Origin of the sequence: Streptomyces sp. NPDC058464 (assembly GCF_042721035.1) — a bacterium.
GTDB lineage: Bacteria > Actinomycetota > Actinomycetes > Streptomycetales > Streptomycetaceae > Streptomyces.
In genome coordinates, this window is the sequence record NZ_JBHXMA010000022.1 from 101019 (window position 1) to 114362 (window position 13344).

Here is a 13344-nt window from a genome sequence, read left to right on the forward strand (position 1 = left end):
CCTGGTCAGCCTCCCTGGCGGAACGAGAGCCCCGCGATCACGGACGTTCCGCGCGCGGAGCGGGACCGGACGGTCCAGGCGGCGGCGAGGCCTTCGACGAGGATCAGGCCCCGACCGTTCTCCGAGTCGACGCCCGGGTGAGCGAGTTCTGGTTTGCCGGTACCCGGGTCGGAGACGGCCAGCCAGTAGTGGCCGTCGGCCGGCCACAGAACGAGTTCGACGAGGTCCCCGTCCTCCCCGCAGGCACCGTGACGGATCGCGTTGGTGAGCAGCTCCGAGGTCAACAGGCCCAGGTCGTGGCCGAGTTGTGGACGAAGGGCGTCCGGCAGCGATTCGGCGACGGCGTGCCGGGCCCGCCGTACGGAGGCGGGATGGGCGGGGAAGCGCCAGTAAGCGGGGACGAGGGGGATCTCGGGCATGGCGAACTCCACGGCTCTGTGAGGGGTTTGGGGTCGCCGGTGGCCTACCGCCCTGGTCGCGGACACACCTGTCCCAGGGCGGACGGGGCATGCTCACGCGGTGCGCTTCCGGCATTGCGGTGTGTAGCTTGCGCGATACCGACAGTAGAGCAGGCGGTGGTAAATTTTCCACGCACTCAAGAAAATTCACCACCGAGAGGTTGGACGGTCTCCGAGTGCGACCGAGCGGACCCACTGGATGGAAGGAACTCCATGCCCCCGAGGACAACCCCCACGGAACGGCAGAAGCGACTGGGAAGTGAACTACGCCGTATCCGTACGGTGGCGGGCATGTCCGCAGAGTTCGCGGCGGGCCTACTGGGCGTGGACCGAGGAAAGATCTCCAACATCGAGTCAGGAGTCCGGGGTATTAGCGCCGACCGCCTGCTCACACTGGCCTACAACTGCGATGTGACCGACGAGGCATACGTCAAAGCGCTTGTCGCGATGGCCGAGTTGAGTACGGGCTGGTGGGAGCGTTATCGAGGCACCCTGCCCCAAGGCCTGCTGGACATCGCGGAATCGGAGAGCAGCGCTGTACGCATGCGCGGTGCCAACACCGTGCACGTGCCGGGCATGCTGCAGACATCGGAACAGGCGATGGCCATCTTCCGAGCCGCGGTTCCTGCCCTGCCCGAGCACGAGGTTGCCCTACGCATCGCACTGCGTTCGGAACGCCAGCAGGTGATCACCGGTGACACCGCGATCCCGTACGTCGCCGTCATCCACGAGGCCGCGCTGCGGATGCAGTTTGGTGGTATCGACGTGGCTCGCGCCCAGTTGAAGTACTTGCTGGAGGTCTCCGAGCGGGACAACGTCACCGTGCTCGTCGTCCCCTTCGCCCATGGCGCCTTCCCTGGAGCCGGGCAGACGGTCGTCTACTTGGAAGGGCCCGTACCGCAGCTCGATACAGTGCAGGTGGACAGCTCCCACGGACCCACCTTCCTCCACGCCGAAGGGCAGTTGGCGAAATACCGGGCACAGCTCGATCTGTTGGAAGGTCTGGCACTGCCGCCAGAGCAGTCCCGAGATTTCATTCGTGAACTCGCACACCAACTGTGAGGAGCACCAGTGCCCGACATCATTTGGGAAGACCCCTTCTGCGCCGAAGGCAGTTCCTGCTTCCGCCTCGGCACCGACGCCGACGGCAACGCCTACATAGCCGTCAACGGCCAGGAGGACCGCCACCTCACCGACTCCCTCGAAGCCCTGCGCACCCTCATCACCGACATCAAGGCCGGCAAGGCCGACCACCTGCTGTAACCCCTGCCCCGCACCCCGCCAATAGGTACCGTGTACAGCGATCGGCTGACGTGGCATCAGGACGACGGGGGCGCAACGCGTGTCGCAGGCAAGGAGAATCGGCGAGCAGGGCCGCTATGAGCTGATCGAGGAGATCGAGTCCGGCGGTATGGGCACGGTCTGGCGGGGTTACGACGCCGTTCTCGACCGGGAGATCGCGGTCAAGCTCATCCGGCCCGACGTCGTCGCATCGCCCGCGCAGGCGCAGGAGTTCGCCCGCCGCTTCGAACGCGAGGCGCGCGTCACCGCTCGGATCGGGCATCACGGTGTGCCGCAGGTGTTCGACGCGGTACTCGACGAGGCGTCGTACGACCGGCTGTACCTGGTGATGGAGTACGTGCGCGGGATCTCCCTGCGCAGGGTGTTGGCAGGCGCGGAGGACGGAGCGGCGGCCGGCCTCCCGGTGAGCTGGGCCGCGTCGATCGCGGCGCAGATCTGCACCGTTCTGTCGTACGCGCACGCCATCCCGGTCGTGCACCGTGACCTGAAGCCGGACAACGTCCTGATCGCCACGGACGGCACGGTCAAGGTGCTGGATTTCGGCATCGCGAAGCTGCTGCGCACGGATGTCACCCGGCTCACGGCCACCGGCAACCGGATCGGTACCAGCCGGTACATGCCGCCCGAGCAGATCGACGGCGCGCAGATCACACCGCTCAGCGACCTCTACGCGCTTGGCTGCATGCTGCACGAACTCCTCACCGGAGAGCCTGTCTTCAGCGGCGACAACGAGTACCAGCTACTGCACCAGCACATGAACGTGCCGCCGAAGCCGTTACGCACCCTGCGGCCCGAGGTACCGGAGGACCTGGAAGCGCTGACCCTGGACCTGCTGGCCAAGGTGCCCGAACAGCGTCCCGCTGACGCGTACGCGGTGTACGAACGCCTGTCGCCGCACCTGCCGCAACCGGGATCGGCAGCCGAACCCGTGACCCTCACCCAAGGCGGCTCCTCTTCCGAGGTTCCCGACCCGACGGTGGTCTACCGACAGCCGAACGTACCCCTGCGGCGGACCACGACGCCCGCGCCCTCACCCGAGCCGACGGCTCCGGTGCCGACCCCGGCGCGCGTCGACACCGCGCTCCGAGACGCGATCCGGGACGCCTACACCCGGTCCGCGGACCTCGCCGAAAGCGGACGGTTCGCCCAGGCCGCGGATGTCCTCAAGGTGGTGATCGCCACGGCAGCCACAGCTCTCGGCGCGCACAACCCCCGTGTACTCGGCCTGCGACGGCAGCGCGCGGCTGTCCTCATGGCCGGCGAGGACTTCCGGCGTGCCTTGCCGGAGTTCGACGCGCTGGCCGCCGTCTACGCCCGTACCTCAGGACCCTCCAGCGAGAGCGCGCTGGAGTGCCGCCGACGCGCCGCCCACTGCCGGGCCAACCTCGGCCAGGCCACCGCCGCCCTGCAGGAGTTCCAGGAGGTCCTGGAGGTCGTCTCCGACACTGACGGAGACGCCTCCGAGACCGCTCTCGACCTGCGCCGCAGCATCGGCCTCCTCCTCTTCTCGGAGGGCCGCCGCACCGAGGCTGAAGGCGTCCTCGACACCCTCCACGAGGACATGTGCGTCCTCCTCGGCGAGGACCATGAGGAGACCCGCGAGATCGCCGATCTCCTCGCCCGGCTGCGCGGCCCGGAGGGCTCGGGCCCCTACTGACGGCCCGCCGGTAGCGTCACGCTTCGCCTTCTTCTTCCTCTTCGCCGTGGATGCCCTTCGCCAGGTCCCAAAGGCTGCGGCCGTCCGCGAGGAGCCAGCGAGTCGTCCCCTGGTTGGCCACCGGCCGTTCGTCCCATTCGGCATCCGCCCACATCTTCGACACCAGCCCGGACGGCGAGTACTGCTGCTCGTCGTACGCCCACAGGATCGACTTGGTCCGGTGATTGACCCAGGTCGCCTGACGCCGCCGTTCGTCCTGGACAAGCCACTCTTCCATGGCGTCGCGCTCGGGCTCGTTCTGAGCCACGTACTGGAGAGGGGCTCCGTCCTTGATCACACGGCGGTCGACCAGGAGCGGCACGGTGTTCGGGCGACGCTGCTTGCGCTCCTTCGCGGGAGGTACGGGAACGGCAACGCCATCGGCCAGGTCGCCGAGGACGTGCTTCGCTAGCTCCCGGCACATCTCCGCGGTCTGGAAGGCGGTCCTGATCTGGGGACGTGGCCCGTAACGAGCGACGATCTGGTGCGTCAGCCGACGCACCAGATCCGGTACGAGGGCAGGGATCTTCTCCAGGACCTCGCTGTCCCAGTCGAAGTCGGGGTCATCGATGCTCGTGGCACCGAGATGCTGGAAGATCAGGTGGGTGACGAGAAAACCACCATGCTCCGCGGTTGCCGCCTCGCGGCTGTTCTGCCCACTGCCCAGTTCGTAGACCGCGCTCCGTGCCGCGCGCAGCGTGAGCACGGAGCGCCACACCTTCTGCGGCGAGGGTTCACGTTTGAACAGCAGGGTGTGGCTGCCCTTGGGGCCCTGCTCCCAGAGGTTCTCCGTGGAACTGGCGGCCCGGGCGGCCTGTTCCGCATCCGGGTGCAGGCACGCGAGTGCGAGAGCGACTTCGTCCAGTGAGCAACCGGTCTCGGGCGCGGCAACCGGCTCGCCGCGCTTGATCACGTACTGCTTGCGCAGTTCGGCGCGCAGGTTGGCCTTGATCGCCTGGTGCACCGGTTCCAGCGCGATGTGATCGCGCTGCTCGATGGCGTTCTGCCGGTTCGCCGCCTGCGAGACCTGGACGCCAAATTCCCGGTCTTTCTGCGTGTTGATGACCTTGATGCTCAGGGTGGCGTTGGCTGCGGCCTCACCGTCGTCGTGCATGGACCTGGCGACAGCCCGTACCGTCTGAGCACCGTTGACGATGCTCGCCCCCGTCACGGTGAGAGTGGTCGGCTTGCTCTGCGGTGCCCTGGCGCTGTCGTTCTCCGCCGTGAGCGAGTCGCAGATCATGGTGATGCCGTTGTTCAGGTGCCAGAACCTGGTGGGATCGGAGGTAAGAGTCAGACCGATCTCCGCATTGGTGACGGTGGTCCCGAGTGGGGCCCGGAGATTCTGCTCGAACAGGCCCGTACCGTACGTCTCGTACCACTCGGCGACGCTCTCGGCGGAGACCGTGCCCTGATAAGCCTTGAGTGGTCCCTTCTGCTCGTACCAGTCGTCAAGGCGTACCTTCAGACAGATCGGCTCCGGCCGAAGATCCGCATGGATCTGGTCATGGAAGTCCGCGGCGTACAGCACCTCGACGCTCATACGGGCGCCATGCTTGTTGAACTCGGCGAGAGCGTTGTCGAGAACCTCGCGCGCGGGTGGAGAGGGCTCTACAGTGCCCATCAGCGCGATGACCAGAGTGGCTCGCTCGTTGATGATGAACGGCCGGGCCTCCAAGGCGAGCGCGCCGGCACGCTGGTTGAACTGGTCGTACAACTCGTTCTCGATACGGTTCAGACCGTCCACCATCGCCTTGGCGGCGCCCACGTCGAAGGTCGCCGTGCCCTTGTCGCTCCACTTCGCCTGGACGAGCAGAGCCCGCCCGCTGTCCGGCAGGGGAGCGATGGCGTCCATTCCCTGGTCCGCGATGCCGTCAGTGACGAACCGAGCCGCCTCGGCCACACTGCACTTGGCCACGCGTCGTACCGCGAGGGCTGCAAGAGCACGGGAGAGAAAACGCTGTTCGTAGTTGTCGCCTCGGAAGTGGGCGATGTCGCTGTCGTCTATCACCCCGTCGAACGTCTCGTGCAGCTGCTCGCGCACCTGCGTGACCTGGCGAGGTGTGTCCGCCCCCGAGGTGGCCATGAATGATTGCCTTCCCACTGATGGTGTCTTGTTGATGGCCTGGGCCATCGCCTAGATCCCCGAGCCGTTGCCACGCTGCCGGAGGCTGAAGTCCACGACCAGCAAAGCAACGCCAGCCGTGTCGATCGAGGCCTCCACCCACTCCAAGGCCACCTGGAAGGGCACGCCGCTCGCGCCGAGCCAACCGTCGCGCACCAGCCCGGCAAAGCTGGTGTGTGCCAGGTGGCGGGTGAGCACGCGCAAGGAAAGGCCGGGGAGACCGGTCTCCCCTGCGTCCGAGATCGCTCCGGCGACCTGGCCGTAGGGGTAGATCGCACCGGAACTCGTCCGGTGCAGAGCGGCGGTGAAGGGCTCCGGCTCATGAACGCGGAGAAAGAGAGGGTCGTCCAGCAAGCTGTAATCGTCGGCGCTCCGCCAGTCGCGTGTCGACAGACGGTGAGCACGGCTGCGGAACTCGTCAAGGCCGCGCCAGGTGTCAGGGGAGAGGAATCCGTTGGGGCCGGGACGCAGGTAGCGCAGCGTGACGAGCGTCCGGGTGTCGAAGTGGTAGTAGTGGGCGTCGAGGGAGCCCTCCCCGCCTTCGACCACCCGCTGATCGGTTATCGACGTGGCTTCCAAGTCATAACTATGGCGGCCTTTGCGATTCGAGAACGCGCGGACGACGACCTCTCCGGCACCACGGAACCTCTCCGCCGCCTGCCCACGGACATCGTCGAACATCGGCTGAATCTCAGTCCCTGTCAGCCCGCTGACAAAGGCTGCCCGGGCGGCTGTCCTGTCCCAGCGACGCACCTCGGAGAAGTCGCTCGGGGTCAGCCCGGCTATCTTGGCGAAAAGCAGAAGGGCGTCACGCTCATCACGCCAGCGGAGCTCTCCCTCGCTCCAGCCTTCAGCTTCGTCGAGCAGGGGCAGCAGCCTCTGGACTTCGGCCTCGACATCAGGGGAGATCCGTCTCAGATTGGCGAACACGGTGCCCGCGCCGACCGTGACAGGACCGCTTTCCGGTAACGACTCGGAGAGTTCGGCGTCTGACTCGCCGTCGGCGCACCAGAGCCCTGAGACAGACACCAGACTTCGAAGGCTTCGTGCACGGGTAACGACGACCTTCCGGTCTCGGTCGGTCTGTCGAGCAGGGCGCACGATGCCCAGGCCCCAGATCCGCTCCTGCTGCTCCCGGTCGCGTTCATCGCCCTGCTCGTCGGAAGGAACAAGCAGGATCGCGAGGTGTGACTTGACCTCGGGCCAGTCACGGCAGGACTCGGAGTAGGACCTTTCCTTGATGTGGCCTTTGGTGAGGTCCTCAGCGAGCAGACGAAGAAAGCCACTGTCAGGGCGCAGAATCGCCAGCCGCGGCGATCGCGCCGAAGACGGTAAATCTGCCCGCCTCGGTTGTGCGAATGTCATCCACTCCCCCGAACCGCCTGCCACCACGCCGAGCCAGGCTCAGGGGGATGGTAGCGCGCCAGTTCCAGCATCCGGCTTACACGTCCCTAGTTCTCGCCGTTCTCGCCGCCCCGGCCGGCTCCGTTACGTCTTCGCCCAGTTCCTCGGGGACCGGGCCGACGGACTTACCGTTTGCCTGGCACGCGCGCAGGTCGCCGTCCCCGCGTCAAACGGCCCCCTGGAATCGATGTTGTCCCGCATGGTCGTCGAGCCGATCGAAGAGACTTCGGCCACCACTCTGCAGTCCCTCGTCGCCAATTGAGGCCCGCACGGGACAGGTGCGCCATCGACACCATGCCCGGCTCCGCCACCTTCGCCGCACATCCCCCGTTCACCGTACTCACCCCGACCCTGCCCACCTCACCACCCAATGCACCGGACTCATCACCTTGATCAAGCCTGACGCGCTCGCGGGCGACATCCCGCGCCACTCTCCACACGACAACGTGTGTATGGCTGCCCAAATCCCACACAGCCGTTCTCCAACCTGGCGCACTACGGCTACTTTGATGGCTACGCACGTAGCCGCGCGGCCCCGTTTGAACGGGTACGGAACGGGGTTTGATCAACCCCTCTCTTCCAACAATAAGGGCTCTGACCAGCAGCTTCGCTGGCCAATGGGCCAGAGCGGCAGACGAGTCGGGCTGTACGCCGGGTTCTGTTCCGAGGGTTCCTCGCGGAGCCCTCGGCGACGGCCATCCATCTAGGGCCGGTGTTGCCACCGGCCTCGTGCGGTCTACCCGGGGGCTCGGGCGGGCAGCCCTCGAACGTCCCCGCAGAAGCACCGGGGTGCTTCCTCTTAACCTTGCTCCGGGTGGGGTTTACCTAGCTGCCCAGGTCGCCCTGGGCACTGGTGGTCTCTTACACCACCGTTTCACCCTTACCGAGGACCGAGGTCCCCGGCGGTTTGCTTTCTGTGGCACTGTCCCGCGAGTCGCCTCGGGTGGCCGTTAGCCACCACCCTGCCCTGTGGAGCCCGGACGTTCCTCGGGAAGCCCCCCGTCAAGGGAACTCCACGCGGCCGTCCGCCCGGCTCGTCTGCCGTGTCGACCATGTTACCGGGCGCGGGCCTCGCCTCGTTCCGGCCGGGGGTCCGGGGGTTGCCCCCCGGGACGACGCAGCACCGGGCGCGCCGGCCTCTTCGGTGCCGAGGACGCCGTCGCCAGCACCGAACCCGCCAGGATCAGCGCGAAGGACACCGCGATCGTCGGGGTGAAGCTCTCGTTCAGGAACAGCGCACCTGCCGCGACCGCCACCGCCGGGTTGACGTACGTGATGACCGTCGAGCGGGTCGGGCCGATCTCCTTGATCAGTTCCAGGAAGGCCACGAAGGCCACCGCCGTGCACAGGACGCCCAGGGCGAGGAGGGAGAGCAGCGCGTTCGTGGAGGGGACGGACGAAGGCCAGGTCGCCGCCGCGGCCGGCGCATAGACCAAGGCCGCCAAGGTCAGGCACGGTGCTATCAGCTGCAGCGTCGGGACGTCCTTCAGGCGGCGGGCCGCTATCAGGGGGGCCGTGGCGTAGCCGATGACCGTGAGGAGTACCTCGCCGAGGGAGCGGGCGTCGCCGCCGGTGAGGTGGGGGATGGTGAGGACGGCAACGCCGGCCAGGCCGATCAGGAGGCCTGCGATGCGGCGTGCGCCCAGGTGTTCGCGCTCGCCGCCGAAGTAGCGTGCCGCGACCACCCCGACTATCGGAACGCCGGCTATCAGCAGGCCCGCCGTCGAGCTGGACAGGTGGCGTTCCGCGTCGGTCAGGGTGAACCACGGGCCCATGATCTCTATGCACGCGAAGGCCAGCATCGGGCGCCAGTGGGTACGGAGGGTGAGGAACAGGCCCCCCTGGCGGATCGCCAGGGGGAGGAGGAGCAGGGCGCCCACCGCGCAGCGCGCGAACACCACCGTCGACGGGGACACCTCGTCCACCGCCACCTTGATCATCAGATAGGGGATGCCCCAGATCACTCCCATGAGGGAGAACAGGAACCAGCCGCGTGCAGTCATGCGCCAAGCATGGGTGTCAGTACCGTGCCGCGTCTTGAACGCTGTTGCGGTACGCCGCCGGGGTCACCCCCAGCACCCGGCGGAACCAGCGGGTCATGTGGGCCTGGTCCGCGAAGCCGACGAGCGTGGCGGCCTCCGCGGGGCGCAGGCCGGCATCCAGGAGGGCGCGGGCCCGGGTCACCCGGTACTGGGCGAGCCAGGCGTACGGCGGTACGCCCATCGTCGTACGGAAGGTCCGCAGGAGCTGGTAGCGGGAGAGGCCCAGGTCGGCCGCCAGGTCGGCGAGGGAGGGAGGGGCGGTGAGTTCGTCGGCCAGGCGGTCTCGGACGCGGAGGGATATGCCGTGGGCTCCGGGGATCTCGTCCCTCGCCGGGCGGGCCGTGGAGTGGCGCCGGGACAGGGCCGTCAGCAGCCAGGGGAGGCGGGATTCGGCCTCCAGGGGGTCCGGGCAGGCGGCCAGTTCGATGTGGGCCTGGCGGAGGGCCGCGGTCAGTTCCGGGTCGTCGACGACCGGGTCCCGGAAGTGCGGTACGGCGTCCAGCGTGCCGTCCGCCAGCAGGGACGGGGCCACGTACAGGGCGCGGTAGGCGTAGCCGTCGGTCGGGGTGGCCGGGCCGCCGGTGTGCATCTCGCCGGGGGCCAGGACGACGATCGAACCGGGGCCGGTGTGGATGTGGCCGCCCCGGTAGGCGATCACCTCGGAGCCGGCGACGCACACCCCTATCGAGAACTCGGCGTGCGTGTGCGGGGCGTACACGTGTTTGTCGAAGCGGGCGGTCAGCATGTCGAGCGGCGGGCCGCAGCGGCCCAGCCGTGCTCTTGTCCACCGTGCGTGTTCAGCCACCTTCGGCACCCCCTTGCGCTAAGGGTGCAACGTCCGCAGGCCCCGTTTCCATGCCGCGTCCAGGTCGGCGTCGTCCGGGAAGCGGCCGTGGATCTCCAGGATCACCATGCCGTGGGCGAACGCCCAGGTGGCGCGGGCGAGGTCGAGATCGCCACCGCAGGCCCGCAGGAGGGGAAGGGCGGCCCTGTCCTCCAGGCCGGGCGGCAGGAGAGGGCGGGGCAGGGGGCGTTCCGTGGCCAGGCAGTACAGGTGGGGGTGGGCGAGGGCATACGTGCGGTACGCCTGGGCCAGCGCCTCCAGGGAGCCGGGGGCATCGGAGGTGCGGGACTCCGCCGTCTCCAGCGCCTCGGCCGTCTCCTCCAGCATCTGCGCGATGAGTTCGACCTCGACGGCGTGCTTGTCCGGGAAGTGCTTGTAGAGCGACGGCGCCTTGATGCCCAGGCGGTCGGCCAGGGTGCGCATGGTGAGGACGGCGGGGCCGGACTCCTCCAGCAGTTCCCGGGCCGCCGCCACGATCTGCCGTGCCCGTGCCGTCAGGCGCTCAGTCTCGTCAGTCACGCTGGAAACCCTCCTTCGTCCGCAGCCCGTACCCGAAAGCGCGATCGTACGAGATGTGGGCCAGCCAGCCGCAGAGGGCGGCGAACGCCGGGGGCCATGTGAAGTAGGGCTGCGACGCCGTGTATGCCGCCAGCAGGATCAGCGGCACCAGCACACGGTGCATCGCGTTGTAGTACGGCACCGCGCGCGGCGGCAGCTGGCCCTTCGCCATCCGGGGCGCCTCGTCCGCGGCCACCAGGAAGGTGAGGTCCGGGAGGATCAGGAAGAGCAGGGCGAGGGCGCCGGCGAGCCAGCCGTGGTTCACGCCTTCGAGGATCGCGAACGCCGTCCAGAAGAGGGCACCGGCCAGCCAGGCCGCGCGGCGCGCCACCCCGGTGGCGGTGTGGCGCGCCACCCCGGTGGCGGTGTGGTGCGCCACCACCGTGGCGGTGCGGATGGTGGGGGTGACGTTCGTGGTGCTGGTCATGACTGCCTCCCGAGGGCGCTTCAGCTAACGTCGTTAGCCATGACAGTAAGGCTAACGACGTTAGCCGTCAAGCGGGTGCGGTCACGACACCATCCGCTCCAGCGCGTCGAACGCCGACCCCATCCGTTCCCGGTGGTCCTCGACGATCTCCGCGAACCGGTCACCGGCCAGCTGGCGGCGCACGGAGGTGACGCACACCGTGCGGTACGCGGCGACGGTCACGGCCGCCACCAGGTCCGGGTCGGCGAGCCCGGCCTCGGCCAGCGCCCCGGCCAGCGCCCGCTCCACCTCCTCGACCGCCTCACGGGCCCGGGCCCGCAGCGCCGCCGAGTCGGCCACGACCGGCCAGAAGCCCGCGAAGTTCTCGCCCACCCCGCCCAGCGGATGCCGCGCGTCGATGAACCGGAAGGCCAGGCGGCGCAGCGCCGCGAGCGGGGGTTCGCCGGGCGCGCGGTCCCGTACCGCCCCCGCGAAGGCCGCGACGGCCTCCGGGATGCGGTCGAGGAACAGATCCTCCTTGCGGGGGAAGTAGTTGAAGACGGTCATCGCCGAGACCCCGGCCGCCCGCGCGACCTCCACGACCGTCACCTGGTCGAAGCCGCGCTCGCGGAACATCACCGTCGCCACGTTCGAGATCCGCTGCCGCGTCTCCCGCTTCTTGCGCTCCCGCAGGGACTCCCCTGGCCTGTTTTCATCGATCACGAGAAAACTATAGCCGCTCGAAACTTTTAGTGACTACAGTGAAGTCATGAGCGAAAGCATGCGGAGTGCACGGACTGCACACAAGAACGACTACGACGTGGTGGTGGCCGGCGGCGGGCCCGTCGGGCTCTTCCTCGCCTGCGAGCTGCGGCTCGGCGGCGCGGACGTGCTGGTCGTGGAGCGGCTGGCCGAGGTGGACGAGACCATCAAGGCGGGCGGGATGAACACGGCGGGCGCGGTGACCCTCTACCGGCGCGGGCTCCTGCCCGACCTCACGGCGGCCTGGGAGCGGAACCGGTGGCGGATGCGGGCCTTCCTCGGGGACCGGGACCAGGGCCAGGGCCAGGGCCAGGGCCGGAACCGGGAGCAGGGCCGGAACCGGGAGCAGGGCCAGGACCGGGAGCAAAGGGCCGACGCGCCCCGGACTCCCCCGAGGATTCCCCCGAAGTTCGCCGGGCACTTCGCCGGGATCATGATGCGCGGCGACCTGTTCGACGACTCCGACCCCGCCTTCGCCGACATCGGCCCCGCCGACGGCGTCGGTCTCGGCGTCCCGCAGGTGGAGCTGGAGCGGATCCTGGGCGCCCGCGCCGAGCGGCTCGGCGTCGAGGTCCGCCGGGGCGTGGAGCTCACCGGCTTCGACGCGGACGCCGACGGAGTCGTCGTGGACCTCGCCGGGGACGCGACGGTCCGAACCGGGTGGCTCGTGGGGTGCGACGGCGGCCGGAGTACCGTCCGCAAGCTCGCCGGGTTCGACTTCCCCGGGACCGAGCCGGAGATCACCGGCTATCAGGCGGTCGTCGAGATGAGCGGCGGCGAGCGGCTGGGGGTCGGATGGAACACCACCGACGTGGGGACGTACGTCAACGGGCCCTTCCCCGGCCGGATCCTCACCGTCGAGTTCGACGGGCCGCCCGCCGACCGTTCCGCGCCGGTCACGGCCGAGGAGCTGCAGGCCGCGCTGCGCCGGGTGTCGGGGGTGGACGAGGTGACCATCCACGAGGTGCACTCCTCGACCCGGTTCACCGACAACGCCCGGCAGGCGAGCGGCTATCGCAAGGGCCGGGTGCTGCTCGCGGGGGACGCGGCGCACGTGCACTCGCCGTTCGGCGGGCAGGGGCTCAACCTCGGGCTCGGCGACGCTATGAACCTCGGCTGGAAGCTCGCCGCCGTGGTGCGCGGGCTCGCGCCCGAGACCCTGCTCGACAGCTACACCGCCGAACGGCACCCGATCGGCGCCTGGGTGCTCGACTGGACCCGCGCCCAGATCGCCGTGATGCGCCCCGACCGGCACGCCCGCGCCCTGCGCCGGGTGGTCACCGATCTCGCGCTGACGACGACCGGGACGACGTACCTCGTCAAGCAGATCTCCGGCGTCTGGCAGCACCACGACCTGCCCGGCGACCACCCGCTGACCGGGCAGAGCGCCCCGGACCTGGAGCTTTCCGACGGCACCCGGCTCGGCGACCACCTGCACGCCGGCCGGGCCGTTCTCCTCGACCTCGCCGACGACCCGAAGCTGCGTGCCCGGGCGGAGGGGTACGGCGACCGGGTGGAGGTCCACAGCGTGGGCTGCCCGGGGCGGCCGGAGCTGACCGGTCTGCTCGTCCGGCCCGACGGATTCGTGGCCTGGGCCGCGGACGGCAGCGATCAGGGAGACGACCTCGACGACGCCCTGACCCGCTGGTTCGTCGCGCCCTGAGCCCAAGGGAGCCTCACGGCAGCCCCACCGGAGCCCCACGGATCGGCGGCTTGACCCTGCCGCGACGTCAACGTCTCTACTGGT

12 protein-coding genes and 1 other RNA gene are annotated in these 13344 nt (G+C 69.0%); 4 read left to right on the plus strand and 9 right to left on the minus strand.

The genetic code is table 11. From position 1 onward, the window contains the following. Window positions 1-5: 5 nt before the first annotated feature. Window positions 6-419 carry an ATP-binding protein gene (locus ACFWPQ_RS27460; protein ID WP_384040090.1) on the minus strand — a complete coding sequence of 138 codons (414 nt, stop codon included), beginning with the start codon at window positions 417-419 and terminating at the stop codon, window positions 6-8. 252 nt (window positions 420-671) lie between these two features. Between ACFWPQ_RS27460 and ACFWPQ_RS27465 the strand changes: the two genes are divergently transcribed. The 3 genes from ACFWPQ_RS27465 to ACFWPQ_RS27475 all read left to right on the plus strand — a co-directional run bounded on the left by ACFWPQ_RS27465 (window position 672) and on the right by ACFWPQ_RS27475 (window position 3417). Continuing rightward, complete coding sequence (locus ACFWPQ_RS27465) at window positions 672-1520, plus strand: helix-turn-helix domain-containing protein (protein WP_384040093.1); 849 nt, start codon at window positions 672-674, stop codon at window positions 1518-1520. 9 nt (window positions 1521-1529) lie between these two features. Next, the gene (locus ACFWPQ_RS27470; protein WP_384040096.1) at window positions 1530-1721 is read left to right on the plus strand and encodes a hypothetical protein; all 192 of its coding nucleotides are present in this window, start codon (window positions 1530-1532) and stop codon (window positions 1719-1721) included. A 79-nt stretch (window positions 1722-1800) separates the two neighbouring features. Then, window positions 1801-3417 carry a protein kinase gene (locus ACFWPQ_RS27475; protein WP_384040098.1) on the plus strand — a complete coding sequence of 539 codons (1617 nt, stop codon included), beginning with the start codon at window positions 1801-1803 and terminating at the stop codon, window positions 3415-3417. Window positions 3418-3433: 16 nt separating this feature from the next. On the opposite strand, the gene ACFWPQ_RS27480 is transcribed toward ACFWPQ_RS27475, so the two are convergent. From ACFWPQ_RS27480 to ACFWPQ_RS27515, 8 genes are all read right to left on the minus strand, one after another. Next, window positions 3434-5590, minus strand: a complete 2157-nt coding sequence (locus ACFWPQ_RS27480; RefSeq protein ID WP_384040101.1) for an AIPR family protein — start codon at window positions 5588-5590, stop codon at window positions 3434-3436. A gap of 3 nt (window positions 5591-5593) precedes the next feature. Then, window positions 5594-6946, minus strand: a complete 1353-nt coding sequence (locus ACFWPQ_RS27485; protein ID WP_384040104.1) for a hypothetical protein — start codon at window positions 6944-6946, stop codon at window positions 5594-5596. Between the two features lie 670 nt (window positions 6947-7616). Next, window positions 7617-8022: RNase P RNA component class A (gene rnpB / locus ACFWPQ_RS27490), an RNA gene on the minus strand. Between the two features lie 18 nt (window positions 8023-8040). After that, window positions 8041-8988 carry a DMT family transporter gene (locus ACFWPQ_RS27495; protein ID WP_384040107.1) on the minus strand — a complete coding sequence of 316 codons (948 nt, stop codon included), beginning with the start codon at window positions 8986-8988 and terminating at the stop codon, window positions 8041-8043. 16 nt (window positions 8989-9004) lie between these two features. Next, window positions 9005-9772, minus strand: coding sequence for an AraC family ligand binding domain-containing protein (locus ACFWPQ_RS27500; protein WP_384040332.1), 768 nt, complete (start codon window positions 9770-9772; stop codon window positions 9005-9007). Window positions 9773-9850: 78 nt separating this feature from the next. Continuing rightward, entirely contained in the window at window positions 9851-10369 is a 519-nt protein-coding gene (locus ACFWPQ_RS27505) for a TetR/AcrR family transcriptional regulator (RefSeq protein WP_384040335.1), read from the minus strand. 13 nt (window positions 10370-10382) lie between these two features. After that, window positions 10383-10856 (minus strand): DUF4260 family protein, encoded by a 474-nt coding sequence (locus tag ACFWPQ_RS27510; protein WP_384040110.1) that lies wholly within the window; start codon window positions 10854-10856, stop codon window positions 10383-10385. 81 nt (window positions 10857-10937) lie between these two features. Beyond that, complete coding sequence (locus ACFWPQ_RS27515) at window positions 10938-11558, minus strand: TetR/AcrR family transcriptional regulator (RefSeq protein ID WP_384040113.1); 621 nt, start codon at window positions 11556-11558, stop codon at window positions 10938-10940. 46 nt (window positions 11559-11604) lie between these two features. On the opposite strand from ACFWPQ_RS27515, the gene ACFWPQ_RS27520 reads away from it, so the two are divergent. Beyond that, complete coding sequence (locus tag ACFWPQ_RS27520) at window positions 11605-13260, plus strand: FAD-dependent monooxygenase (RefSeq protein ID WP_384040116.1); 1656 nt, start codon at window positions 11605-11607, stop codon at window positions 13258-13260. Window positions 13261-13344 lie beyond the last annotated feature (84 nt).